Below are 25671 nucleotides of genomic sequence, written 5' to 3'. Positions count from 1 at the left end.
ACGAGGCACGGGCCGAGCAGGCCTTCGGCGAGGCCCGCGCGGTTCTGGCCTCGCTCGCGCCCGAGGGGCTCGACGCTCTGCGCGACAAGCTCGCAAGGCTGCCCAAGGCCGAGGACGCCGAGGACGCGCCCGATCTCGCGACCACCATCGCCGCCCATGAGACCGCCCGCGAAGTCGAGAAGGCCGGCCGCGCGCGCCTCGCCAGCGCCACCGAGCGCCTGTCGCAGGCGCTGTCGGAAAAGACCCGCACCGAGACGCTGCTGGCGCAGGTCACCGAGCGGCTGGCGCGCGCCCGCGCGGCGCACGACGCCGCCGACAACGACGAGCCGACGCTCGCGGCGCAGGCCGAGACCGCGCGCCAGCAGTTGCAGCTCGCCGAGGCAGCCCATGCCGAGAAGCTGCAAAGCGCACCCGATCTGGTCGCGGCCGAGGCGGCGCTGGCCCGGGCCCAATCGGTCGCCGATCAGGCCGGCCACGAGATCGAGACCCTGCGCCCCGAGCTTGCCCGGCTCGAGGAGCGCATCGCGCGCGCCGCCGGGGACGCGGTCGAGGAGCGTCTCGCAGAGACCGAGGAGACGCTGGCCATAGCCGGGGCCGAGCTTGCCCGGATCACCCACGAGGTTGCCGCGCTCACCCGGCTCGAGCAGGCGCTTACCGCCGCCCGAACCGAGGCGAGAGAGCGCTATTTCGAACCTGTCGCCAAAGAGTTGCGTCCGCTTCTTAATCTTTTGTGGCAAGAGTCGGAACTGACCTGGGCCGAAGACTCCCTGCTACCCGACGGGCTCGTGCGGAACGGTCAGACCGAGCCGCTCGACATCCTCTCCGGAGGCACGCAGGAGCAGGTGGCGCTGCTGGTGCGGCTGGCCTTTGCGCGGATGCTGCAGGCGGCGGGCCGCGCCGCGCCGGTGATCCTCGACGACGCGCTGGTCTTCACCGATGACGACCGCATCGAGCGCATGTTCAACGCGCTGCACCGTCAGGCGGCGGATCTGCAGATCCTCGTCCTGACCTGCCGGCAGCGCGCCTTCCGCGATCTCGGCGGGCGCGCGCTGCGCTTTCTGCCTGTGGAAGAGACCGGCTGAGCGGCGCGGTCAGACCTCGCCCAGCCGGGCGTTGACCTCGTCGATACGGCGCAGTCTCGAACGCGCGATGGCCCCCGAGCGCATCGTTGCGCGGGTGCCGATCTGGCTGCACAGCGACAGCACCGCGGCGTGGTTCTCCTGCGCCTCAGAGCTGTCGGTGCGGCAACGGAACTGCCAGCGCACGCCGGCGGCCGGAGCCGCCTCGCTGTCGCCGATCAGCGCGATCGGCACGCCATTGCGGCGCAGCTCGTCGAGAAGCGCCTCGGTGCGGCCCTCGCGGCTTCCCAGCGCCACGCAGATCACCAGGTCTTCCGGCCCGATCTCGGTCACGTATTCGCCAAGGCTGACCCCCGGCTGCGGGATGCTGGCGCAGGTCGGGGCCACCTGAACGAGCTGGGTCTGCAGATAGTCCGCGAACACCCGGCAGAGACGGAAGCCCACAAGCCAGACCCGCCGGGCGCTCAGCACCGCATCGGCCAGCGTCTCGAGCTCTTCGGCATCGACCTGTTCGTAGGTCCAGATCAGGTTGTCGATCTCCTCGCGCACGCTGTCGGAGATATCCGCCGAGCCCGAGCCGACGCTCGGGCGCACGCTGATCTGCCGGTTGGCCTGCTGACGCTCCTCGCGGGCGGCACGCCGCGCCGCGTCGTAATTCTCGAAGCCCAGCCGCCGCACGAAGCGCGACACCGTCGCCTTGGAGACACCGCAAAGCCGCGCAAGCTCCTGCGCGTCATAGGAGGCGAGATCGCCGGGAAATTCGAGAAGGAAGCAGCCGAGCTTGTATTCGGCCCTGTGCAGGTCGGGAAGGTGCGCGCGGATACGAGCGAGGAACATAACAATAACCGTTCTGAAATCATAATTTCACACATCAGTTTTGTGACGGTCCTGCGCATTGCGCAAGAGCCGTCACGAACTTTCATCGTATGATCGGAAAAATTGCATCTTCAAGCAGCAACGCGACCCACTACGGGCGTTAAGGAGCGGCCGCAAGCACAACCAGAGCGGCGAAGGCGTCGATCTGCATCGGAAACATGAAAAGTCGCGAAATTCGGGTTTCTCCGGTTTTCGCCCGTCGCAGCGTCATCGACGCCCGTCAGGCCCCGCTGCCGATCCAGTCTGCGAATCCCCCGACAAAGGCCGCCAGCCGGTCGCGGGTGGCCGCGTCGCTGAGCCGCCCCTCATCGTCGAACAGCCCGCCGGCCTTCGAGACCATCATCCGCCCCTCGAACCAGGGCCGTGTGCCAAGCGCACGCAGCACCGGCAGCCAGGCGTTCTGCGACAGGATGGTGCCAAAACCGCCGGGCGAGGCGCCGATCAGCGCCACCGGTTTGCCCTGGAACAGCTCCGCGCCCTCGCCCGAGCTCATCCAGTCGATGGCGTTCTTGAACACCCCCGGCAGGCTGTTGTTGTATTCCGGCGTGATCATCAGCAGCCCGTCTGCATCGGCGAGCGCCGCGCGCAGGTCGAGCACCGGCTGCGGCGTGCCCTGAGCCTCGAGATCGGCATCGTAAAGCGGCACGCCGTGGATGGTGCGGGCGTCGACGGTGACGGTGTCCGGCGCCAGTTCTGCGGCGGCATGCAGCAGGCCGGTGTTGAAGCTCTTGCGCCGGAGGCTGCCCGACAGTCCCAGAATCCGTGTCATCATGCCCTCTTCGCGAATGCTCCCGGCAGAGACTAGGCCGCGCCGCGCGCAGGTCCAGCCGCGGCAAGCGTCGCGGCGCGCTCGAGGGCCGGGTAGCGCAGCGCCAGGGTGAGGCCGCGCGCCACGAAGGAGATCTGCATCGCGAGCCACAGCCCGTGATTTCCGAGCGGACCGAGGAAGAGCGCCAGCGCGACGCAATAGAGCGCCGCCGAGACGATCATCATGTTGCGCATGTCGCGCGAGCGGGTTGCGCCGATGAAGATGCCGTCGAACATGGTGAGCCCGAGCTGGGTGAGCGGCGCCAGCACCATCCACGGCAGGTAGGCGCGCGCTTCGGCGCGCACCTGCGGGTCGGTGGCCATGATGTCGATGATCCACGGTCCCGCGAGCCAGAAGCACAGCGCCATGAGCGCGGCGATCACCGCCGCCCACAGGCTGGTCAGCACCGCGCCGCGTCGCAGCAGCTGCACCTGCCCGGCGCCGAAGGCGCGGCCCACCAGCGCCTCGGCGGCGAAGGCGAAGCCGTCAAGCGCGTAGCCGGTGATCATCAGGAACTGCAGCAGCACCTGGTTCGCGGCGAGCGTGACGTCGCCGAACTTGCCGCCGACCAGCAGGAAGGAGACAAAAATGGCCTCGAGCAGCAGCGAGCGGATCAGGATGTCGGTGTTGACCACCGCCATGCGCTTGAGCCGCAGCTTGTCGAAGACCCGCGCCCAGTCGCGCGCGGGCGGCAGGCCCAGCGTGGCGCGGCACAGCCAGAGCCCCATGGCGAGGCCGGACCATTCGGCGATGAAGGTGGCGATGGCCACCCCCTCGACGCCCCAGCCGAACCCCAGCACGAAGACGAGGTCGAGCACCACGTTGATGGCGTTCATCCAGAGCTGCAGCACAAACACGCCGCGGGTGCGCTCCTGCGCGATCAGCCAGCCGGTGATGCCGTAGATCGCGATGGCGGCGGGGGCCGACCAGATGCGGATCTGCATGTAGCTGCGGGCCAGCGCCTCGACCTCCGGTGAGGCGGGCGAGACCGCGAAGGCGGCCGCGAAGATGCCCCATTGCACCGCGATCAGCAGCGCGCCGCCGCCGAGCCCGATGAGCAGAGCGCGGGTGAGAAGCGCCGCGACCTCGGCCCGGTCGCCGGCGCCCGCGGCCTGCGCCGCGAGCCCCACGGTGCCCATGCGCAGGAAGCCGAACACCCAGTAGATCGCCGAGAGCACGATGGCCCCGACGCCGACCGCGGCGATCGGCTCGGGCTGCGGGATCTGCCCGACGACACCGGTATCGACCGCGCCGAGGATCGGGATCGTCACGTTCGACAGCAGGATCGGGATGGCGATCTTGAGGACGCGGGAATGGGTGATCGGGGCGGTCGTGGCGGTCTCGGACATGGGCTGGCTCGGGCGGTGAGGCCGGAGGGGGCGCTGCCCCCGTCCGCGCGGGCGCGGACTCCCCCGGAGTATTTTTGACGTAAAGAAGCCGGGGGCGCGGGCTGCGGTCGGTGGGGTCAGCCCTCCTTGCGGGGCATCAGGAAATGGGCGTGGGCCTGGGCGATCGGGCGGTCGTGGTTGTCCTGCCAGGCCTCGGCGCGGACGCTGGCATAGCGGCGGCCCGAGCGGGTCACGTGGGCACGCGCATAGGCGTCGCGCGGTAGCCCGGAGCGCAGGTAGTCGACGGTGAAGTCGATGGTCTTGGGCAGGCGCGGCAGGTTTCCGGCCTCCAGCGCCTCGAGGGTAAGCGCGCCGCTTTCCACGTCCTCCCAGAGCAGGCCCCAGCTCAGGGTGATGATTGCGGTCACCTCGAGGAAGGCCGCGGTGACACCGCCATGCAGCGCCGGCAGCTGCGGGTTGCCGATCAGCTTGTCATCGTAGTTCAGCACGCCGGTGAGCTCGTCGCCGCGGCGGTCGAAGGAGATGTTGAGGAAGCGGATATAGGGAACGCGGCCAGCCAGCGCCGCGAGCGCCGCGTCGCGGCGCTGCTTGACCACCTGCACCGGCTCGGGGGGACGGCGGTTCATGTCGCGCCCTCCACGGTGAAGGTGCCGGTGGCGGTGGCGACGGGATTGTCGGGGTCGTCGTCATGGGCGGTGGCGCGCACGAAGGCCACCGAGCGGGTCACGTGGTGGCATTCGGCCCGCGCCACGATGGCCTGGCCCGGCGTCGCGGCGCGCAGGTAATCGATGCGCAGGCTTATCGTCGCGGTGCCGCCCGGATTGCTTGGATGCGCCATGGTCGCGGCGCCGCCGCAGGTGTCCATCAGGGTCGAGACCGCGCCGCCATGAATCACCCCGGTGTCGGGATCGCCAACCAGCTGCGGATCGTAAGGCATGCGGATCACCGCGATGCCGTCGTGGATCTCGGCGATCTCGAGCTTCAGCGCCCGCGCCTGCGGCACCAGGTTGATGAACTCGCGCGCGAGCTCGGCCTTGTCGACTTGCATTCGGGCCTCCGTGGCTGTCGCGGTCTTTATGCGGGCGCGACAAGGGCTTCGCAAGGCTCTGCCGAGGCAGTTGCGCAGCCCGCCCCGGCGCACTAGGTTCCGCATCACGATCAAGGAGGAGCAGATGAGCGAGACCCGTCTCAGCTTCAAGGAGATGTGCGAGCGTTTCGAAGTGACGCCGCGCACCCTGCGGTACTACGAGTATATCGAACTGCTCTCCCCCGACCGGGAGGGCCGGTCGCGCTATTACGGCCCCCGCGAAGTCGCGCGCATGGTGCTGATCCTGCGCGGCCGCCGCTTCGGCTTCCAGCTCGAGGACATCCGGCAATGGCTCGAGATGCGCGAGCAGGAAGGCAGCCAGGCGCAGATGCAGGCCTGGCTCGAGATGGCCGACCGGCAGATGCTGGAGCTGGCCGAGCAGAAGCGCCAGCTCGACGAGGCGATGGCCGAGCTCAAAGCGCTTCGGGACGATACCGCGAAATCGCTCGCGGGCTGAGCCCGGCAGTCCGATTCTGTCCAGTCCCCTTTGGGATCCCCTGAGCGCGGGGCGCTGCAAGCGCTTTGGCCAGCCGCGCGCAAAGCGCTGTCGTCACGCGCCGGGACCGGTTGCGCGGTACGCCACCTTTACGTAACGAAATGTCGCCAAAACGCGGGTGACGCGAAAGGAAGTTACGTCAACTTCGAAGTGACGTAGCGTCTGAGTTACGTCAACCAATTTTGCCATTGTAAGACTCGGCTCGAAAGCGCACCTCACCCGGCATCTTAACGCTACGTGAGGGGAAACGAACCAATGAGCGATGAGCAGATGATGACGATCCGGGAAATGTGCGACATGTTCGACGTCACCCCCCGTACCCTGCGATTTTACGAGCAGAAGGAACTGCTCTTCCCGGTCCGGGAAGGCCAGAAACGCCTCTTCACCCGGCGCGACCGCGCCCGGCTCAAGCTGATCCTGCGCGGCAAGCGCTTCGGCTTCAGCCTCGAAGAGATCCGCCAGCTGCTCGACCTCTACGACATGGGCGACCAGCAGCACACGCAGATCGCCCGCACCTACGAGATCGCCCAGCAGCGGCTCGACGACCTGCAGAAGCAGCGCGACGAACTCGATGCCGCGATCAACGACCTGAAGGACCAGCTGGCATGGGGCGAGAGGATGCTCCAGCAGCTGCAGCAGAAAAAGGCCGGCTGACCCGTCAGCCGGAGGCATGAAGGAGGAGACATATGCCGAGCTACACCGCCCCCGTGAAGGACATGCAGTTCGTGCTGCACGACGTTCTCGACGTCAGCAGCAGCAGCATTCCGGGCTATGACGAGCTCGACCGCGACACCACCGCGGCGATCCTCGACGAGGCGGCGAAACTCGCCGAGAACGTGCTCGCGCCGCTGAACCCGGTGGGCGACGCGCAGGGCTGCACGCTGGAGAACGGCGTCGTGCGCACCCCCGAGGGGTTCCACGACGCGTTCAACCAGATGCGCGAGGGCGGCTGGCCGGCTCTGGACTGCGATCCCGCCTATGGCGGCCAGGGCCTGCCCTATCTCGTCTCCACCGCCGTGGGCGAGATGTTCTCCTCCGCCAACATGGCCTTCAACATGTACCAGGGTCTGACCCACGGTGCCTATAATGCCATCCATGCCCATGGCTCGGACGAGCAGAAGGCCACCTACCTGCCGAAGATGGTGAGCTGCGAGTGGGGCGGGACGATGAACCTGACCGAGCCCCATTGCGGCACCGATCTCGGCCTGATCAAGACCAAGGCCGAGCCGCAGGAAGACGGCAGCTACAAGATCACCGGCTCGAAGATCTGGATCTCGGCCGGCGAGCACGACATGGTCGACAACATCATCCACCTGGTGCTGGCCAAGATCCCCGGCGGGCCGGAGGGCGTGAAGGGCATCTCGCTGTTCATCGTGCCGAAATTCATGGTCAACGAAGACGGCTCGCTGGGCGACCGCAACGCGGTGAGCTGCGGCGGTCTCGAGCACAAGATGGGCATCCACGGCAACGCCACCTGCGTGATGAACTACGATGGCGCCACCGGCTTCCTCGTGGGCGAGGCGCACAAGGGCATGCGGGCGATGTTCACCATGATGAACGAGGCCCGGCTCGGCGTCGGCCTGCAGGGCTATGCGCAGGGCGCGGTGGCCTATCAGAACGCGCTCGGTTTCGCCAAGGACCGGCTGCAGGGGCGCGACGTGACCGGCGCCAAGAACCCCGACGGGCCGGCGGATTCGATCATGGTGCACCCGGATGTGCGCCGCAACCTGATGGACCAGAAGGCGCTGACCGAGGGCGCGCGCGCGCTGGTGTTCTGGGGTGCCTCGCTGATCGACCAGGCGCATCGCTCGGGCGACAAGGACGCCGAGGGGCTGATCTCGCTGCTGACGCCGGTGATCAAGGGCTTCCTCACCGACAAGGGCTTCGAGACCACGGTGCTGGCGCAGCAGACGCTGGGCGGGTCGGGCTTCACCCGCGAATGGGGGCTTGAGCAGTTCGTCCGCGATGCCCGCATCACGATGATCTACGAGGGCACCAACGGCATCCAGTCGCTCGATCTCGTGGGGCGCAAGCTGGCGCAGGATGGCGGCAAGCACGTCATGGCCTTCTTCGAGATGGTCAAGCGCTTCATCGCGGAAAACAAGGGGCAGGACGAGGCGTTCGATGCGCAGTTCCTCGAGCCGCTGAAGGCGGCCTCGAAGGATCTGCAGCAGGCCGGCATGTTCTTCATGCAGAAGGGCATGAAGAGCCCCAACGAGGCGCTCTCGGGGTCGTATGACTTCATGCATCTCTTCGGCCATGTCTGCCTTGGCCTGCTGTGGGCGCGCATGGCGGTGGCGGCGAAGGCCGGGCTCGAGACCGAGGGTGCCGACCGCGCTTTCCTCAACGCCAAGCTGGCCACGGGGCGCTACTACATGGCGCGCCAGCTGCCCGCGACCCGCACCCACCTGGCGCGGATCGAGAGCGGTGCCGAGCCGGTGATGGCGCTGGACGTCGAGAACTTCTGACGCGAGGGTGGCGGCGGGGTCTTGTGCCCCGCCCAGCCCGTACCGAAGGAGAGAGACCTTGCCGAAACGCTTCCGCCTGACCCGCCGCTTTTCCGTCGCCATGACCGAGGACGGCTATCGCGGCCTGCGGCGCTTTGCCGAGGAAGCCGGGCTCGACGAGGGCGAGGCGCTGTCCTTCCTCTTCGAGCATTTCGACAGCGTCACCGACAGCGAGCTGCTGGCGCACCGGCTGCGGCTGTTCAACGCCGAGCTTGAGGCGCGCAAGCGCTAGCCACGACAGGTTTCAAAAGAGCCGCGGCGGCAGGGAGGGCCAATGCGCAGCATGATCGCCATTGATCCGGCCCTGGCGCCGATCCCGCACGAAGGACCGGGGGTTTCACACCCCCGGACCCCCGTGGAGTATTTGGAACGTAAAGAAGCAGGGGGACCGCGCATCGGGCCCTGTGCAGCTCTGCGAGGGGCGCAGGCCGCAGCTTGGCGGGCGGCTCTCGGTTCACGCCGCCACCCGGCCCATGCTGAGGCAGGACGGCGGCGCTTCTCCACGTGCGGTCATCGGCTCTCCAGCCTGTACCGCCCCGAGAGCCTACCCCACTCGAGGTTAACACCGGGTTACCCGCTCTCGGCGGCAGCCCCTTCTCTTCGTCGAAAATACTCCGCGGGGGTGCGGGGGTGCGAAACCCCCGCTCCTGCCCGCGCCAAAGGCCCATCCGAAAGGACGATTGCATGACCATCCAACTCTATTGCTTCGGGGAATCCGGCAATGCCTACAAGGCCGCCCTGCCCCTCGCGCTCTCCGGGCTCGACTGGAAACCGGTCAAGGTCGACTTCTTCAACGGCGAGACCCGCAGCCCGGAGTATCGCGCGCAAGTCAACGAGATGGGCGAGGCCCCGGTGCTGGTCGATGGCGACATCAAGCTGACCCAGTCCGGGGTCATCCAGATGTACATCACCGAGAAGACCGGCCGTTTCGGCGGCGCCACGCTCGAGGAGGCCCGCGAGGTGATGCGCTGGGTGTTCTGGGACAACCACAAGCTCTCGAGCCAGGCCGGCATGACGCGCTTCCTGATGAACTTCCTGCCCGAGGACAAGCGCCCGGCGGAGGTGATCGCCTTCACCCAAGGCCGCCTCAAGGCCGCCTACCAGGTGCTGAACGCCCATCTCGAGGGCCGCGACTGGATCGTCGGCGAGGGCCCGACCCATGCGGATTTCTCCTGCTGCGGCTACCTGTTTTATCCCGAACCCTTCGGCTTCGTCCGCGGCGACTGGCCGGAGATCGATCGCTGGCTGTCGACCATCGAGGCGCTCGACGGCTGGAAACACCCATACGACCTGATGCCCGGCTCCCCCGCGGACCGGGCCTGAGAGGAGGAGCAGAATGACTGACGCCTATATCTACGACGCCGTGCGCACCCCGCGCGGCAAGGGCCGCAAGGACGGCGCCCTGCACGAGCTGACCTCGCTGCGGCTCTCCGCGCTGACGCTGAACGCGCTGAAGGAGCGCAACGGGCTCGAGGGCCACGCCGTCGAGGACGTGATCTGGGGCAACGCCACGCAGGTGGCCGAACAGGGCGGCTGCCTGGCGCGCTCCGCGGTGCTGGCCTCGGATCTCGACGAGCGCATCCCGGGCCTGTCGATCAACCGCTTCTGCGCCAGCGGCATGGAGGCGGTGAACCTCGCCGCCAACCAGGTGCGCGGCGGCGCCGGCGACGGCTACATCGCCGGCGGCGTCGAGATGATGGGCCGGGTCGCCATGGGCAGCGACGGCGCCGCCATCGCGGTCGACCCGAGCCTCGCCATGAAGACCTATTTCGTGCCGCAGGGCATCTCGGCCGACATCATCGCCACCGAGTACGGCTTCAGCCGCGATGACGTCGACGGGCTCGCCGTCGAGAGCCAGCGCCGTGCCGCCGAGGCCTGGGCCGACAACCGCTTCGCGCGCTCGGTCTTCACCGTGCGCGACCAGAACGGCGTCGCCATCCTCGACCGCGACGAGTACATGCGCCCGGGCACCGACATGCAGTCGCTGGGCGGGCTCAAGCCCTCGTTCAAGGAGATGGGCGAAGTGATGCCGGGCTTCGACCAGCTGGCGCTGATGAAATACCCGCATCTCGAGAAAATCGAGCACGTCCACCATGCCGGCAACTCCAGCGGTATCGTCGACGGCTCGGCCGCGGTGTTGATCGGTTCCAAGGCCTTCGGCGAGGCGCATGGCCTCAAGCCCCGCGCCCGCATCCGCGCCACCGCCAAGATCGGCACCGATCCGACCATCATGCTGACCGGCCCGGTCCCGGTGACCGAGAAGATCCTCGCCGACAGCGGCATGGCGATCTCGGACATCGATCTCTTCGAGGTCAACGAGGCCTTCGCCAGCGTCGTGCTGCGCTTCATGCAGGCCTTCGACGTCGACCAGAGCAAGGTCAACGTCAATGGCGGCTCGATCGCCATGGGCCACCCGCTCGGCGCCACCGGCGCCATCATCATCGGCACCCTGCTCGACGAGCTCGAGCGCAGCGGCAAGGGCACCGGACTTGCCACGCTCTGCGTCGCCTCGGGCATGGGCGCCGCCACCATCATCGAACGCGTGTGACGGGAGGAGACCGGACCATGAGCCAGGAATTCACCATGCAGACCGACGCCGAGGGCGTCGCGACCATCACCTGGGACACCCCGGGCAAGAGCATGAACGTGATGAGCATCGAGGGCTTCCAGCAGCTCGACGCGCTCATCGACGAGGCCCTCGCAGACGAGGCCGTCAAGGGCATCGTGCTGACCTCCGGCAAGGCGGGCAGCTTTGCCGGCGGCATGGATCTCAACGTGATCGCCAAGATGCGCGAGGATGGCGGCGACGATCCCGCGAAGAGCATCTTCGAGGGCATCATGCAGATCCACACCATCCTGCGGAAGATCGAGCGCGCAGGCATGGACGACAAGAACAAGGGCGGCAAGCCCATTGCCTGCGTGCTGCCCGGCACCGCGCTCGGCATCGGCTTCGAGATCCCGCTGGCCTGCCACCGGATCTTTGCCGCCGACAATGCCAAGGCCAAGATCGGCCTGCCCGAGATCATGGTCGGCATCTTCCCCGGCGCCGGTGGCACCACGCGGCTGTCGCGCAAGCTTGGCGCCATGGCGGCCTCGCCCTTCCTGCTGGAAGGCAAGCTGGTCGATCCGAAGAAGGCCAAGAGCGCCGGGCTGATCGACGAGGTCTGCGAGGATCCGCTGGCCGACTCGAAGGCCTGGGTGCTGGGCGCGCACCCCGCCGACATCGTCAAGCCGTGGGATGCCAAGGGCTACAAGATGCCCGGCGGCGCCCCCTATCACCCGGCGGGCTTCATGACCTTCGTCGGCGCCTCGGCGATGGTGCATGGCAAGACCAAGGGCGTCTACCCGGCGGCCAAGGCGATGCTCTCGGCGGTCTATGAGGGCGCGCTGGTGCCCTTCGACACGGCGCTCAAGATCGAGGCGCGCTGGTTCACCAACGTGCTGTTGAACCCGTCGTCGAGCGCGATGATCCGCTCGCTCTTCATCAACAAGGAGGCGCTCGAGAAGGGCGCCAACCGGCCCGACGTGCCGGACCAGAAGGTGAAGAAGGTCGGCGTGCTTGGCGCCGGCATGATGGGCGCCGGCATCACGCTGGTCTCGGCCATGGCCGGGATCGAGGTGGTTCTGCTCGACCAGTCGCTGGAGGCGGCTGAAAAGGGCAAGGCCTACACCGCCTCCTACATGGACAAGGGCATCGCCCGGAAGAAGGCCACGCCGGAGAAGAAGGAGGCCGCGCTCTCCCTCATCACCGCGACCGACGATTACGCCCGGCTTGCGGGCTGCGACCTGATCGTCGAGGCGGTGTTCGAGGACCCGACGGTCAAGGCCGAGGTGACGCGACAGGTGCTCGCGCACGTGGGCGAGGACTGCATTTTCGCCACCAACACCTCGACCCTGCCGATCACTGAGCTCGCCAAGGCCTCGAGCAAGCCTGAGCAGTTCATCGGCATCCATTTCTTCTCGCCGGTCGAGAAGATGATGCTGGTGGAGATCATCAAGGGCAAGCAGACCGGCGCCCGCGCCGTCGCCAAGGCGCTCGATTTCGTGCGCCAGATCCGCAAGACCCCGATCGTCGTCAACGACGCGCGCTTCTTCTACGCCAACCGCTGCATCATCCCCTATATCAACGAGGGCATCCGCATGGTGGCCGAGGGCGTCGAGCCGGCGCTGATCGAGAACGCCGCCAAGCTCGTGGGCATGCCGCTGGGGCCGCTGCAGCTGGTCGACGAGACCTCGATCGATCTGGGCGTGAAGATCGCCAAGGCGACCCGCGCGGCGATGGGCGATGCCTATCCCGACGGCGCGGTCGACGAAGTGGTGTTCTGGATGGCCGACGAGGGCCGTCTCGGGCGCAAGTCCAAGGCCGGCTTCTACGACTACGACGACAAAGGCAAGCGGCAGCTTCTCTGGGAGGGGCTCGCGGCGAAATACCCGGTCGCGGAGGCGCAGCCCTCGCTAATTGAGGTGCAGCACCGCCTGCTCTTCGTGCAGGTGCTGGAAGCGGTGCGCGCGCTCGAGGAAGGCGTGCTCGAGGACATCCGTGAAGGCGACGTGGGCGCCATCCTCGGCTGGGGCTTCGCGCCGTGGTCGGGCGGTCCGTTCTCCTGGCTCGACATCCTCGGCACGCCCTATGCCGCCGAGCGCTGCGACCAGCTTGCCGAGAGCTATGGTGACCGCTTCGCCTGCCCGGCGCTGCTGCGCGAGATGGCAGAGGATGGCGAGGGTTTCTACGAGCGTTTCACCGCGCCGCAGGACGCCGCCGCCTGATCTCTCAGACCTGATCGGGGCGCCCTCCCCGGGCGCCCCGACACGGTTTGTTGAAGCCGCTCCCCCGTGAAATCTCCGCGAGCGCACCTACGTTAGCGTATGACGCTGCAATGCAGCGGAAGTGTTTTTTGCAGACCATTCACGGAGATATAGATGACCTGTTCGATCATGGTCCGCGCCATTCCCCGGCCCGGACAGGATACCCGACTCAAAACCCTCGCCTCGCAGCTGGCCGAGGCCGCCCGTGTCGAGCCCGGAACGATCCGTTTCGACGCGCTCAGCGAGAAAGGCGGCAGCGTCGTGCTGATGGCCGAATACGAAAGCCTTGAAGCCTATGACGCACATATGCAGGCGCCCCATACGCAGGCCTTCCGCAAGGCGCTGGAGCGCATCGCCGAAGGCAGCAGGGCGACCGTTACGCCGCTTGCGCGTCTCGCCTGAAACCGCTTATCGTGCCCCTCGCGGGCCCGATGCCGCCCGGGCGCCGAGCGCTTTGCCCGGGCCGCTGGCAGCTCCCTTGCGCCAACGCAAGGCGACGCGCCCGCGTGGGGCGAAAGTCCTTCGCCACATTTTCGCCACATTTCCGTATCATCTTGTTCTTCCCCCGCTTTATGCGCCCCACACCGTCGGCCAGCGGGTCTCGGCACCCTGCCCCGAGACCGCCGTCGCGGCCGCCTCAACAGGAAAGCCGGAGACCCGTCCGCGAAGACACGCATGACCCGATATGCCCTCCCCCACACGCTGGCCGAACAGATCGCAGATGGTGTCGTGCTGATCCTGGGTGTGTGTTTCGCGGTCGGTGCGGTTTCGGCGCTGTTCGTCTGGGCAACGCTTGCGGCACAGCCCGGCGCGATGTGGCCACTGGTGCCTTACGCGGTGGGTCTGATCGGCAGCTTCGGGTTCTCGGCCGCCTATAACCTCACCCTGCATGCGCCCACCCGCGCGGTGCTGCGCCGCTTCGATCATGCCGCGATCTACCTGCTGATCTCGGGCACCTACACGCCGATGGCCCTGCTCGGCATCGGCGGCACCGAGGGGCTGGTGCTGACGGTGGCGTCCTGGACGATCTCGGCCATCGGCATCACGCTGAAGCTGCGCTCAATCCACCGCTGGGCGCGGCTCGGCTTCGCGCTCTACCTGGCGCAGGGCTGGCTCGGCGGCATCGCGGCCTGGCCCTATCTCAAGGCGCTCTCTCCCGAGGCACTGATCCTTCTGGCAGCCGGCGGCCTCGCCTATACGGTCGGCACCATCTTCCACCATTCCAACCGCATCCCCTACGCCCGCGCCATCTGGCATGGCCATGCGCTCGCCGCTGCCGCCAGCCATTACGCCGCGATCATCCTCGTCGCACGCTGACGCGCGCCTCCTCGGAAGCAAAACCCGATCGCCGCGCCCTGCCCAGGCGTGCCCTCGTTCGGCGAGGTCCGGCCCGCCTCCGGCGGGAGTAGTTTTGACGAAGAGAAGCCAACAGGGCACTCCCCACGTCTTCTCTGGTTTCGAAATACCTCGGGGGTGAATTGGCCGCAGGCCAAGAGGGGGCTGGCCCCCTTAGCTCCCCGACGCCAGGCGGCACATCCGAGGGTCCGCGCGACCCGGACGGCCCCTGCCTTGCGCTTCCCTCTGGCCCGGCTGCGCGGCGCGTGCTATCGCCTCGGCCATGACCCAGATCACCCTGCGACGCCCCGACGACTGGCACCTGCACCTGCGCGATGGCGCAATGCTGCGCGCCGTGACCCCCGAGTCCGCGCGCCATTTCGGCCGCGCCATCATCATGCCCAACCTCGTGCCCCCGGTGGTGACCGGCGCGCAGGCGGCGGCCTATCGCGAGCGCATCCGCGCCGCGGTGCCCGAGGGCAGCGACTTTACGCCGCTGATGACGCTCTACCTCACCGAGGAGACCGATCCGGCAGATGTCGCCAAGGCCAAGGCGGACGGTATCATCACCGCCGTGAAGCTCTACCCGGCCGGCGCCACCACCAACTCGGCCTCGGGCGTGCGCGATTTCGACAAGGTCCGCCCGGTGCTCGAGACCATGGCCGAGCACGGCATTCCGCTCTGCGTGCATGGCGAGGTGGTCGATGGCGATGTCGACATCTTCGACCGCGAGGCGGTGTTCATCGACCGCGTGCTCGATCCGATCCGTCGCGCCACGCCGGGGCTGCGGGTGGTGATGGAGCACATCACCACCAAGGACGGCGCCGACTACGCCCGCGCCGGCGGCGACGATCTCGGCGCCACGATCACCACGCACCACCTGGTGATCAACCGCAACCACATCCTCGTCGGCGGCATCAAGCCGCATTATTACTGCCTTCCCGTCGCCAAGCGCGAGACCCATCGCCAGGCGCTGCTCGAGGCGGCGACGAGCGGGGACAAGAGCTTTTTCCTCGGCACTGACAGCGCCCCCCACACCGATCCGAACAAGGAAAGCGCCTGCGGCTGTGCCGGCTGCTTCACCGCCACCAACACCATGTCGGTGCTGGCCGAGGTCTTCGAGCAGGCCGGCGCGCTCGACCGGCTGGAGGGGTTCACCTCGCTCAACGGCCCGGCCTTCTATGGCCTCGCCCCGAACGAGGACACGCTGACACTCGAGAAGGGCGATCCGGTGAGCTACCCCGCCAAGATCGAAACCGGCGACGGCCCCGTCACCGTGTTCGAGCCCGGCTTCCCGCTGCATTGGCGGGTGCTCTGAGTCCAGGGCAAGACGGGAGCGCCCGTCCCGGGCGCGCCCATGTGGGCGGCAGGCTGCCGCCCGAATGCCCGCTTTGCGGGCATTTTTTCTGCGCCACAGCATCGGAATCCGGCCCGCTATGCGACCTTGGTCGCAGATCCGGCAGGCTCGTCTCAGGGAGGACCTGCACCGGAGACAGGCCCGATGGATGCGCTGATAGACGCCCTGCTCGACTGGGTGAGCCAGAACACCGCCTACGACACCGCGACGATGCCGCACCCGGCGGTGATCGAACTGAGCCCTCAAGAGCTGACGCTGGAATTCTACGACGGCATCGCCAGCTTGCTCCCCGAGGACGGCGTCGACGAGCGGCTCAACGCGCTTTTTGCGGTCACCGACGGGCCGCATGGCACGATCTACATCCTCGACGCGACCAGCCTCGACGCGGCGGAGGACTATGACGATCCGCATGACAACCCGCTCTGGCGCGAGATCCTGCTGCACGAGCTGGTGCATCACGCGCAGGCGCAATCGGGGGTCATCGAGAGCTGGGCCTGCCGCCGGCACGGCGAGAAGGAGGCCTACCGGCTCGGCGGGCGCTACCTTCGGGAGCGGCGCGTCACCGACCCGATGCCGAACCGGATGTTCTGGGCGCATACCTATTCCCGGTGCTGAGTTCTAGAACGGGTAAGGTCCTTGCGTCGGCAAGCCGGCGCGAGGGGCGCTGCCCCTCTGCCGCGCAGGGCGCGGCAGTCACCCCGAGGTATTTGTCGAACCAGAGAAGATGCGGGGCCTTCCCTGTGGGGGCGGTTTCGGGCTAGAGGGGCGGCGTCTGTCAGCTTGGAGTGCGCCCGATGATCCCCTCGTCCTATCCCTCGTCCGAAGAAATGGCCCGCCTCACCGCGCGCATGCTGTGGGAAATCGGGGCGGTGCATTTCATGGAGAACGGTGAGCCCTTCAAGCTGGCCTCGGGTCTGCCCTCGCCGGTCTATATCGACTGCCGCAAGCCCAACTCCTTCCCGCGGGTGCGATCGACGCTGATGGATTTCCTCACCGTCACGGTGATGCGCAACGCCGGCTTCGAGGCCTTCGACAACATCGCCGGTGGCGAGACCGCGGGCATCCCCTTTGCCGCCATGGTCGCCGAGCGTATGGCGCTGCCGATGACCTATGTGCGCAAGAAGCCCAAGGGCTACGGCCGCAACGCCCGCATCGAGGGCGTGATGACCGAGGGCCAGCGGGTGCTTCTGGTCGAGGATCTGACCACCGATGGCGGCTCGAAGCTGAGCTTTGTCGACGCGATCCGCGAGACCGGCGCCAGCTGCGCCCATACGGCGGTGATCTTCTATTACGGCATCTTCCCCGAGACCACCAAGACACTCGGCGATCACGGCGTCGATCTGCACTACCTCTGCACCTGGCACGACGTTCTGGCCGAGGCCAAGGCGCGCGGCGGGTTCGATGCGGACACCCTCGCGCAGGTCGAGGCCTTCCTTGCCGACCCGCGCAAATGGCAGGCGGAAAACGGCGCATAAGCGGTTTTTCACGCCATCCGTGACATCGGGGAGAATCGCGACAATTCCCCTAAATGTTGCGACACAATGAAGACGTGATACGATATGAAGGCGGTCGCGGGCGTATCCCGCGATCTCCACCGGCTTATCCGCCGGTTGTCCACAAACATATCCCGATTGGTGTTTGCGCCGCCATTGGCTATCACGCACGAACCACCTGGGCAGTGGGATAACGGGGCAGAGACAGGCAAGGACAGGGCAGAGCAATGAACGACCACAGCGTCTTCAATCCGACCGGCGTCGAGGTGGAACAGCCGGAGACGATGCCGCATTCGATCGAGGCCGAGCAGCAGCTCCTGGGCGCGATCCTGACCAACAACGACATCTACGACCGCGTCGCGGCGATCCTCAGCTCGCATCATTTCTTCGAGCCGGTGCACGCCCGCATCTACGAGATCGCCGCCGCGCGCATCGCCAAGAACAATCTCGCCTCCCCGGTGACGCTGAAGGCGTTCATGGAGGATGACGAGGGGCTCAAGGAGCTGGGTGGGCCGGCCTATCTCGCGCGTCTCGCCGGGGCCGCGGTGTCGAGCTTCGCGGTGCGCGACTACGCCCAGATGATCTATGATCTCGCGGTGCGCCGCGACCTGATCCAGCTTGGCCGCGACATCGCCTCGAAAGCCGCCAAGGTCGACGTGAAATCCGAGCCCAAGGAGCAGATCGTCGAAGCCGAGCAGGCGCTCTACAAGCTCGCCGAGCAGGGCCAGACCGAGGGCGGCTTCCAGTCCTTCCTGCGCGCCGTCACCGAAGCGGTGAACGTGGCCAACGCGGCCTACCAGCGCGAGGGCGGGCTTGCGGGCATCTCCACCGGCCTCATCGACATGGACAAGAAGCTCGGCGGTCTGCACCCCTCGGACCTTCTGATCCTCGCCGGCCGCCCCTCGATGGGCAAGACGTCGCTCGCCACCAACATCGCCTTCAACATCGCCAAGGCCTACAAGCGCGGCCAGAAGCATGATGGCACCGAGGGCGCCATCGACGGCGGCGTTGTGGGCTTCTTCAGCCTCGAAATGAGCGCCGAGCAGCTGGCGGGGCGTATCCTCGCCGAGGCCTCGGAGATCTCGAGCCACAAGATCCGCCAGGGCGACATGGACGAGAAGGAGTTCCGCCGCTTCGTCGAGGCCGCGAAGGAGCTCGAGGCCTGCCCGCTTTTCATCGACGACACGCCCGCCCTGCCGATCAGCCAAGTCGCGGCGCGCTCGCGGCGCCTGAAGCGGACCCACGGGCTCGACCTGATCATCGTCGACTACCTGCAGCTGCTGCGCGGCACCGCCGACAACCGGGTGCAGGAGATCGCCGAGATCTCGATGGGCCTCAAGGCCATCGCCAAGGAGCTCAACATCCCCGTCATCGCGCTGTCGCAGCTGTCGCGTCAGGTGGAAAGCCGCGACGACAAGCGGCCGCAGCTCTCGGACCTGCGCGAATCGGGCTCGATCGAACAGGACGCCGACGTGGTGATGTTCGTGTTCCGCGAGGAATACTATGTCGAGCGGGAAAAGCCCTCGGATGACCGTCTCGACGAGATGGCCGCCTGGCAGGAGCGCATGAGCCGCCTGCACGCCAAGGCCGAGGTGATCATCGGCAAGCAGCGTCACGGCCCCATCGGCACGGTCGAGCTGTCCTTCGAGAGCCAGTTCACCCGCTTCGGAAACCTCGTCAAACCGTGGCAGCAAGACGGCGAGGCCTACTAGGCCCGCGCCCGCGACCGCTTTCCCACTTGACGGCCCTGCGGGGTTGGATTTCAAGCAAGGCATGGCACAGGCACAGCTTTCTATCGACCTCGCCGCGATCCGCGCCAACTGGCGCGCGCTCGCTGATCTCACCACCGGCGAGGCCGGCGCCGTCGTCAAGGCGAATGCCTACGGGCTGGGGGTCGACAAGGTCGTCCCGGCACTGGCGGCCGAAGGCGCCACGCGCTTCTTCGTCGCGGTCGCCTCCGAGGGCATCGCGGTGCGCCGCGCGCTCGGCCCCGGCCCCGAGATCTGCGTGTTCTCGGGCCATATGAAGGGCGATGCCGAGACCCTGCGCGAGGCCAACCTCGTGCCGATGATCAACTCGATCGACCAGATGCTGCGCCATGTCGAGGCCCTGCCCGGCCATCCGTTCGGCATCCAGCTCGACAGCGGCATGAACCGGCTCGGCATGGAGCCGTCGGAATGGGCCGCCCTGCGCGAGGTCGCGCTTGCCCAGAAGCCGCGGCTGGTGATGTCGCACCTGGCCTGCGCCGACGAGCCCGAGCACGGCATGAACGCGCTCCAGCTGCGCACCTTCCGCGAGATGACCGACGATATCGAGGCGCCGCGCTCGCTTTCGGCCACCGGCGGCATCCTGATGGGGCCGGACTATCACTTCGAAGTCACCCGCCCGGGCATCGGCATCTATGGCGGGCTTCCCTTTGCCGACGCGAAACCGGTCGTCGAGCTGATGCTGCCGGTGATCCAGACCCGCGAGGTCACCCCCGGCGAGGCGGTGGGCTACGGCAACAGCTGGGTGGCGCGCGTGCCCACCAAGGTGGCCACCATCGCCGCGGGCTATGCCGACGGAATCCACCGGGCGCTCGCCAAGAAAGGCTATGTCTGGGCCGGAAACATCCGCTGCAAGATCCTTGGCCGGGTCTCGATGGACCTCATCACCATCGACGTCACCGCGCTCAAGGAGGTCCCCGAGCAGGTCGAGCTCCTGGGCCAGAAGCAGGGCGTCGACACCGTGGCCGACGCCATCGGCACCATCGGCTACGAGGTGCTGACCTCGCTCGGCAACCGCTACGCCCGGACCTATACCGGGGCATGAGCCTCGCCACGCCACTGGCGCTGATCGGCCGCACGGTCCTGCGTTTCCTCGCCGCCATCGGGCGGGTGGCGCTTTACGCCGGCGCGGCTGTCAGCCATGTCTTCCGCCCGCCCTTCTACGCCCGCGAGTTTCTCAACGCGCTGTTGCAGATCGGCTGGCTGTCGCTGCCGGTGGTCGGGCTGACGGCGGTGTTCACCGGGGGCGCGCTGGCGCTGCAGATCTATTCCGGCGGCGCCCGCTTCAACGCCGAGGCGGTGGTGCCGCAGATCGTCGCCATCGGCATGGTGCGCGAGCTGGGGCCGGTGCTGGTGGGGCTGATGATCGCCGCGCGCGTGACCTCGAGCATCGCCGCCGAGATCGCCACCATGAAGGTGACCGAGCAGATCGACGCGCTGGTGACACTCTCGACCCACCCGATGAAATACCTCGTCGCGCCGCGGCTGCTGGCGGCGCTGATCGTGGTGCCGCTCCTGGTCGCAGTGGGCGACGTGATCGGCATTTTCGGCGGCTATGTCGTCGCCACCGGCTCGCTGGGCTTCAACCCGGCGGCCTATCTCGAGAACACCGTCGATTTCCTCGAGCCGCTCGACATCGTGTCGTCGCTGGTCAAGGGCTGCGCCTTCGGCGGCATCGCGGCGCTGATGGGCTGCTATTACGGCATGCAGTCTGGCCGCGGCGCGCAGGGCGTGGGCCGCGCCACCAAGGGCTCGGTCGAGGCGGCGGCGGTGCTGATCCTCGCCGCCAACTTCCTGCTCACGGGGGTGTTCTTCTCGATATGACAGACACGATGCCCCCGATGATCGAGCTGCGCCACGTGGCCAAGGCCTTCGGCGCCAAGACCGTGCTGCGCGACTTGCACCTGACGATCCCGCGCGGCACCTCGATGGTGATCATCGGCGGCTCGGGCACCGGCAAGTCGGTGACGCTGAAATGCATCCTCGGGCTGATCGAGCCCGATGCCGGGCAGATCTTCGTCGATGGCCACGACGTGCACGAGGGCGACCGCGACGCCTTTCTCGCCCGCTTCGGCATGCTGTTCCAGGGCGGCGCGCTGTTCGACTCTCTGCCGGTCTGGCAGAACGTCGCCTTCCGCCTGCTGCGCGGCGCACTGAAGCGCCCCAAGCGCGAGGCGCGCGAGATCGCCATCGAGAAGCTGCGCCGCGTCGGGCTGACCCCGGACGTGGCCGATGCCTTCCCGGCGGAGCTTTCGGGCGGCATGCAGAAGCGCGTGGGCCTCGCCCGCGCCATCGCCGCCGATCCCGAGATCATCTTCTTCGACGAGCCCACCACCGGGCTCGACCCGATCATGGCCGGCGTCATCAACGACCTGATCCGCGAGATCGTCACCGAGATGGGCGCCACCGCGATGACCATCACCCACGACATGAGCTCGGTCCGGGCCATCGCCGACGACGTGGCGATGCTGCATGACGGCGTCATCAAGTGGACCGGCCCGGTGGCCGCGATGGACAGCGCCGCCGACCCCTATCTGCAACAATTCATCCACGGGCGCGCCGAGGGCCCGATCGAGGCCGTGAGGTAGACCATGCTAGAGCCCACCCCCATCCTGCTTGCCTTCCTGATCTTCAAGCGTTTCATCTTTCTCGAGCTTGTGGCCGCGCTGGCGCTGGCCCGCGCCATGCGCGCCGAAGGTCCCTCGCGCGGCGCCGCCGTGGTGGCGCTGGTGCTGGCGGTGCTCGGCTGCATCGTTCTGCTGGCCCCGGTGGCCGGGCTGACCGGCGGCGCGGTGGCAGCCGCCGCGGCGCGCTTCATGAACATGGGCGGCGGCATCCTGCCGCTGCTGGTGCCCTCGCTGGTGCTGGCCGCCAGCGCCTACCTGCCCGGAAGCCGTGGCCGAGGGCTCGACATCGCGCATGTGGTCCTGCTGATCCTGCTCTTCGGCCTCTGGCTCGCCTCCCGCCTGATCTGACCCGATGGCCGCCCCGCGCATCCCCGGCCCCGCGCTGAAGGCCGCGAACCTCGCGCTTCTGGTGCTCTACCCGGTGGCCTGGGCGGCACCGCTGATGCGCGCGGGCCTCCTGCCGCTGTTCGGGCTGCAGGAGATCAGCGTGCTCTCGGGGCTGCAGGCGCTCTGGGGCAGCGACATTTTCCTCGCGCTTACGGTGACATTCTTCGCACTTTTCGCGCCGTGGCTGAAAACGCTGGGCCTCGCGCTGATCCAGTTCGGCCTGCTCGACCGCCGCGCCCTGCCCGCGGTCAACATCCTCGGAAAGCTGGCGATGGCGGATATTTTCCTGATCGCCGTCTACATCACGCTGGCCAAGGGCATCGGCGTGGGCCGGATCGAAACCGCATGGGGACTTTACCTGTTTACCGGGTGCATCCTGGCATCACTCCTGATTTCATTGGCGGAATCCCGGGACAAAACGCGCCGGAGTTGACCTGAATCAGGAAACAGTCCTCCGATTCGGTTAAGAATTGGCAAAGCTCGACCGGGTTGCTCGCGCCGCCTTCAAAAAAAATCTAGGCGAAAATGCAACCTTCGGCGTATTCTTGCCGTTGTCGATTTATGCAATTCATATTTTTTCCGGGGGCATAGACCCATGATGACGCAGATGCGTGCCACGGCCCTTCTTGTCCAATACCTCATGCAGCGGGTCGCCTTCCTGCTGATCTTGTCCCTCGGTCTCGGCCTTGGCGCCTATTCCGCAGCCGCCGCGCTGGGCTATGTCGACTGGTTGACGATGCCGCTCACCTTTGGAGAGCACGTGGTGCCGCAGGCCGGTATCTACATCCAGCTCGGGCTGACCGCACTGGCGCTCGGGCTGATGTTCTTCCTGCCGTCGAACGCGCGTATCATGACGCTCGAGAACTCGCACCGGCGGTTCCAGATGACGATGCGCGATGTCGCCCGCGCCTATGCCGCCTCGCACCGCGCCGACCGCGAGGGCGTGTTCACCATGTCGTCGGAGTTCGACTCGGTGCGCGAGCGCATCGCCTTCCTGCGCGATCACCCCGATCTGGGCGATCTCGAACCCTCGGTGCTCGAAGTCGCGGCCCAGATGAGCCACGTCTCGCACGAGCTGGCCGAGGTCTATTCCGACAACAAGGTGCAGCGCGCCCGCGACTTCCTCACCGCCCGCCAGCAGGAGATCGAGGATTTCAACATCCGCCTCGAAGAGGCCAAGCGCGTCGCCAACGAGATCCACAACTGGCACATGCGCGTCGAGCTCGAAGAAGACGTGGCCGAGGCGCAGCTTGCCCGGCTCTGCGAGCAGCTCGAGCTGATCATGCCCGAGATCCACGTCTCCGAGGCGCAGCCGCCGCAGCCGCAGCACATCGCCACCCTCAGCGACGTGCAGTCCGGCTGGGTCGGCGGCCCCGAGCATTACGAGGACGACGAGCACGAGACCGCCCATCCCGAGCCGGTCGTGGCGATGCTGTCGCGGCGCGCGGCGGAATAAGACCGCCCGGCCTCCGAGGCGCTTGCACCCGCCATGCCGCTGCGCCAAACAGGCGGCATGGCGCGCACATCAGCAAATTTCGTCTGCCAGACCTGCGGCAACACCACCTCGAAATGGTCGGGGCGCTGTGAAGCCTGCGGCGAATGGAACAGCATCGTCGAGGAGGCGCCGCTGTCGAGCGGCCCCTCCGGCAAGACCCTCGGCAACGCCAAGGGCCGCGCCGCCAAACTCACCGACCTGTCGCATCCCGAAGCCCCGCCGCCGCGCACCGCCTGCGCCATCGGCGAACTCGACCGGGTGCTGGGCGGCGGGCTGGTCCCCGGCTCGGCCATTCTGGTAGGCGGAGATCCCGGCATCGGCAAGTCGACGCTGCTGCTGCAGGCCGCCGCCGCCTTCGCGCAGGCCGGCCTCAAGGTGATCTATGCCAGCGGCGAGGAGGCCAGCGCCCAGGTGCGGATGCGGGCCCAGCGGCTGGGGCTGGAACAGGCCCCGGTCAAGCTCGCTGCCGAGACCAACCTGCGCGATATCCTGACCACGCTCGAGCAGGAGCGCCCGACGCTGGCGATCATCGACTCGATCCAGACCATGTGGGCCGACAACGTGGGCTCTGCCCCGGGCTCGGTGGCGCAGGTGCGCGCCGCGGCGCATGAGCTGACAACCTTTGCCAAAAGCCGCAACACCAGCGTGATCATGGTCGGTCACGTCACCAAGGACGGCCAGATCGCCGGCCCCCGCGTGGTCGAGCACATGGTCGACACGGTGCTCTATTTCGAGGGCGAGCGCGGCCACCAGTTCCGCATCTTGCGCAGCGTCAAGAACCGCTTCGGCCCGGCCGACGAGATCGGCGTCTTCGAGATGACCGGCGGCGGTCTGTCCGAGGTTTCGAACCCCTCGGCGCTGTTCCTGTCCGAGCGCGGCAAGCCGGCGCCCGGCTCGGTGGTGTTCTCGGGCATCGAGGGCACCCGCCCGGTGCTGGTCGAGTTCCAGGCGCTGGTGGCCCCAACGCCGCACGCCCAGCCCCGCCGCACCGTGGTGGGCTGGGATGGCAGCCGTCTGGCGATGATCCTCGCGGTGCTCGAGGCGCGCTGCGGCATCCCCTTCGCCGGGCTCGACGTCTATCTCAACGTCGCGGGCGGCATGAAGGTGAGCGAGCCGGCGGCGGATCTCGCTGTGGCGGCGGCGCTTCTGTCGGCGCGCGAGGATGTGGCATTGCCGCCCGAGACGGTGGTTTTTGGAGAAATCAGCCTCTCCGGGGCGCTGCGCCCGGTGGGTCAGACCGAAAACCGGTTGAAAGAGGCGCAGAAACTTGGTTTCTCCACAGCCATTCTGCCGCGCGGCGGCAAGGCCAAGGGTTCCGGGATGGAGCTGACCGAAATGGCGGATCTCGCCAGCGTGGTTGGCGAGGTCTTCGGCGCCGGTTAAGAGGGCCCGCAATGGTCGGGACGACAAGGGACAGGATCGGATGGAAGGTTTCACTGTAGTTGATGGCGTGGTTGCCGTCGTCATCGTGCTGTCGGCGCTGCTGGCCTATTCCCGCGGCCTTGTCCGCGAGGCGCTGGCGATCGCCGGCTGGATCGCCGCTGCCGTCCTTGCCTACATGTTCGCCCCGCAGGTGCAGCCGCTGGTGCAGGAAGTGCCGGTGATCGGCGAATTCCTCACCGACAGCTGCGAGCTGTCGCTGATCGCCGCCTTCGCCGCGGTGCTGGCGCTGGCGCTGGTGATCATCTCGCTCTTCACCCCGGTGTTCTCGAGCGTGGTGCAGCGCTCGGCGCTTGGCGGGCTCGACCAGGGGCTCGGCTTCCTGTTCGGCGTGGCGCGCGGCATCCTGCTCGTGGCCATCGCCTTCTTCGTCTACCAGACGGTGATCACCGCGCAGGGCATCCCGATGATCGACGACTCGCGCTCGGCGGCGGTCTTCGCCCAGTTCACCGACCGCATCGAGGAGCAGAACCCCGAAGCGGCGCTCGGCTGGGTCACCCGCCAATACGAAGAGCTGGTCGCGGTCTGCCAGGCCCCGGGCGCAAACGACGCCTGAGCCAAATAGGCACCCCGGAATGCAAAGCGCGCGGCCCTTTCGGCCGCGCGTTTTCGATTCCAAGGCCACTTGCGACCTCTCCGCCCGCCGCGTCATCGCCGGCCTGCGGGATGGCGAATGACAGATTGAATCCCTCGATTTATCCCGGCCAAGTCCGAAGAACCTCGAAGCTGAGTACCCAGCTCTACCAAATCGCCAGCCCGGGGG

Annotated in this window: 27 protein-coding genes; 22 read left to right on the top strand and 5 right to left on the bottom strand. The window is 67.4% G+C overall.

The genetic code is table 11. The features are described from left to right. A partial coding sequence (locus tag AC6RA4_RS08130) for an ATP-binding protein (protein WP_500159180.1) occupies nt 1-1082 on the top strand: 1082 nt, incomplete at its 5' end. Nucleotides 1083-1091: 9 nt separating this feature from the next. Here the strand turns inward: AC6RA4_RS08130 and AC6RA4_RS08125 are convergent. From AC6RA4_RS08125 to AC6RA4_RS08105, 5 genes are all read right to left on the bottom strand, one after another. Further along, nucleotides 1092-1916: a MurR/RpiR family transcriptional regulator gene (locus AC6RA4_RS08125; protein ID WP_500159178.1), complete on the bottom strand. Its 825-nt coding sequence runs from the start codon at nt 1914-1916 to the stop codon at nt 1092-1094. 259 nt (nt 1917-2175) lie between these two features. After that, entirely contained in the window at nt 2176-2724 is a 549-nt protein-coding gene (locus tag AC6RA4_RS08120; RefSeq protein ID WP_500159176.1) for an NADPH-dependent FMN reductase, read from the bottom strand. A 32-nt stretch (nt 2725-2756) separates the two neighbouring features. Then, nucleotides 2757-4112: an MATE family efflux transporter gene (locus AC6RA4_RS08115; RefSeq protein WP_500159174.1), complete on the bottom strand. Its 1356-nt coding sequence runs from the start codon at nt 4110-4112 to the stop codon at nt 2757-2759. A gap of 116 nt (nt 4113-4228) precedes the next feature. Then, on the bottom strand, nt 4229-4738 hold the full coding sequence (locus tag AC6RA4_RS08110; RefSeq protein ID WP_500159172.1) for a PaaI family thioesterase: 510 nt from the start codon (nt 4736-4738) through the stop codon (nt 4229-4231). Then, the gene (locus AC6RA4_RS08105) at nt 4735-5160 is read right to left on the bottom strand and encodes a PaaI family thioesterase (protein WP_500159170.1); all 426 of its coding nucleotides are present in this window, start codon (nt 5158-5160) and stop codon (nt 4735-4737) included. The genes AC6RA4_RS08110 and AC6RA4_RS08105 overlap by 4 nt, the downstream gene beginning before the upstream one ends. 124 nt (nt 5161-5284) lie before the next feature. Here AC6RA4_RS08105 and AC6RA4_RS08100 point away from each other — a divergent pair, with 124 nt between their 5' ends. The 21 genes from AC6RA4_RS08100 (at nt 5285) to AC6RA4_RS08000 (ending at nt 25464) form a co-directional block, all read left to right on the top strand. Beyond that, entirely contained in the window at nt 5285-5656 is a 372-nt protein-coding gene (locus AC6RA4_RS08100; RefSeq protein ID WP_500159168.1) for a MerR family transcriptional regulator, read from the top strand. 294 nt (nt 5657-5950) lie between these two features. Further along, nucleotides 5951-6349, top strand: a complete 399-nt coding sequence (locus AC6RA4_RS08095; RefSeq protein ID WP_222605535.1) for a MerR family transcriptional regulator — start codon at nt 5951-5953, stop codon at nt 6347-6349. 32 nt (nt 6350-6381) lie between these two features. Continuing rightward, nucleotides 6382-8163: an acyl-CoA dehydrogenase gene (locus AC6RA4_RS08090; protein ID WP_500159166.1), complete on the top strand. Its 1782-nt coding sequence runs from the start codon at nt 6382-6384 to the stop codon at nt 8161-8163. A gap of 58 nt (nt 8164-8221) precedes the next feature. Further along, a complete protein-coding gene (locus AC6RA4_RS08085) occupies nt 8222-8434 on the top strand; it encodes a hypothetical protein (protein WP_500159164.1) in 213 nt (70 codons plus the stop codon). A gap of 452 nt (nt 8435-8886) precedes the next feature. Further along, entirely contained in the window at nt 8887-9525 is a 639-nt protein-coding gene (locus AC6RA4_RS08080) for a glutathione S-transferase family protein (RefSeq protein ID WP_500159162.1), read from the top strand. Nucleotides 9526-9538: 13 nt separating this feature from the next. Further along, nucleotides 9539-10750 carry an acetyl-CoA C-acetyltransferase gene (locus tag AC6RA4_RS08075; RefSeq protein ID WP_500159160.1) on the top strand — a complete coding sequence of 404 codons (1212 nt, stop codon included), beginning with the start codon at nt 9539-9541 and terminating at the stop codon, nt 10748-10750. A 17-nt stretch (nt 10751-10767) separates the two neighbouring features. Beyond that, nucleotides 10768-12969: a 3-hydroxyacyl-CoA dehydrogenase NAD-binding domain-containing protein gene (locus AC6RA4_RS08070; RefSeq protein WP_500159158.1), complete on the top strand. Its 2202-nt coding sequence runs from the start codon at nt 10768-10770 to the stop codon at nt 12967-12969. Nucleotides 12970-13122: 153 nt separating this feature from the next. Beyond that, a complete protein-coding gene (locus AC6RA4_RS08065) occupies nt 13123-13410 on the top strand; it encodes a putative quinol monooxygenase (RefSeq protein WP_500159156.1) in 288 nt (95 codons plus the stop codon). A 273-nt stretch (nt 13411-13683) separates the two neighbouring features. Beyond that, complete coding sequence (gene trhA, locus AC6RA4_RS08060) at nt 13684-14325, top strand: PAQR family membrane homeostasis protein TrhA (protein ID WP_500159154.1); 642 nt, start codon at nt 13684-13686, stop codon at nt 14323-14325. A 301-nt stretch (nt 14326-14626) separates the two neighbouring features. After that, nucleotides 14627-15661, top strand: coding sequence for a dihydroorotase (pyrC, locus tag AC6RA4_RS08055; protein WP_500159152.1), 1035 nt, complete (start codon nt 14627-14629; stop codon nt 15659-15661). 183 nt (nt 15662-15844) lie between these two features. Then, a complete protein-coding gene (locus AC6RA4_RS08050; protein WP_500159150.1) occupies nt 15845-16315 on the top strand; it encodes a DUF6647 family protein in 471 nt (156 codons plus the stop codon). A gap of 179 nt (nt 16316-16494) precedes the next feature. Further along, nucleotides 16495-17175 (top strand): orotate phosphoribosyltransferase, encoded by a 681-nt coding sequence (locus AC6RA4_RS08045; RefSeq protein ID WP_500159148.1) that lies wholly within the window; start codon nt 16495-16497, stop codon nt 17173-17175. Between the two features lie 245 nt (nt 17176-17420). Next, nucleotides 17421-18905, top strand: coding sequence for a replicative DNA helicase (locus AC6RA4_RS08040; RefSeq protein ID WP_500159146.1), 1485 nt, complete (start codon nt 17421-17423; stop codon nt 18903-18905). A gap of 61 nt (nt 18906-18966) precedes the next feature. Then, nucleotides 18967-20004 (top strand): alanine racemase, encoded by a 1038-nt coding sequence (gene alr, locus AC6RA4_RS08035; protein WP_500159144.1) that lies wholly within the window; start codon nt 18967-18969, stop codon nt 20002-20004. Further along, the gene (locus AC6RA4_RS08030; protein ID WP_500159142.1) at nt 20001-20783 is read left to right on the top strand and encodes an MlaE family ABC transporter permease; all 783 of its coding nucleotides are present in this window, start codon (nt 20001-20003) and stop codon (nt 20781-20783) included. Before alr ends, AC6RA4_RS08030 begins: the two co-directional genes overlap by 4 nt. Nucleotides 20784-20800: 17 nt before the next feature. Continuing rightward, nucleotides 20801-21547 (top strand): ABC transporter ATP-binding protein, encoded by a 747-nt coding sequence (locus AC6RA4_RS08025; RefSeq protein ID WP_500159182.1) that lies wholly within the window; start codon nt 20801-20803, stop codon nt 21545-21547. A 3-nt stretch (nt 21548-21550) separates the two neighbouring features. Further along, entirely contained in the window at nt 21551-21934 is a 384-nt protein-coding gene (locus AC6RA4_RS08020; protein WP_500159140.1) for a hypothetical protein, read from the top strand. Nucleotides 21935-21938: 4 nt separating this feature from the next. Continuing rightward, nucleotides 21939-22406, top strand: coding sequence for a paraquat-inducible protein A (locus tag AC6RA4_RS08015; protein ID WP_500159138.1), 468 nt, complete (start codon nt 21939-21941; stop codon nt 22404-22406). Between the two features lie 174 nt (nt 22407-22580). Beyond that, nucleotides 22581-23429 carry a DNA repair protein gene (locus AC6RA4_RS08010; RefSeq protein ID WP_500159136.1) on the top strand — a complete coding sequence of 283 codons (849 nt, stop codon included), beginning with the start codon at nt 22581-22583 and terminating at the stop codon, nt 23427-23429. Nucleotides 23430-23486: 57 nt separating this feature from the next. After that, nucleotides 23487-24851, top strand: coding sequence for a DNA repair protein RadA (radA, locus tag AC6RA4_RS08005; RefSeq protein WP_500159134.1), 1365 nt, complete (start codon nt 23487-23489; stop codon nt 24849-24851). Between the two features lie 40 nt (nt 24852-24891). Next, on the top strand, nt 24892-25464 hold the full coding sequence (locus AC6RA4_RS08000) for a CvpA family protein (protein WP_222605125.1): 573 nt from the start codon (nt 24892-24894) through the stop codon (nt 25462-25464). The last annotated feature ends 207 nt before the right edge of the window (nt 25465-25671 follow it).

It is taken from the genome of Salipiger sp. (assembly GCF_059781815.1).
The sequence above is the reverse complement of the archived record's forward strand: the minus strand, read 5'-3'. Positions and strand labels throughout refer to the sequence as shown.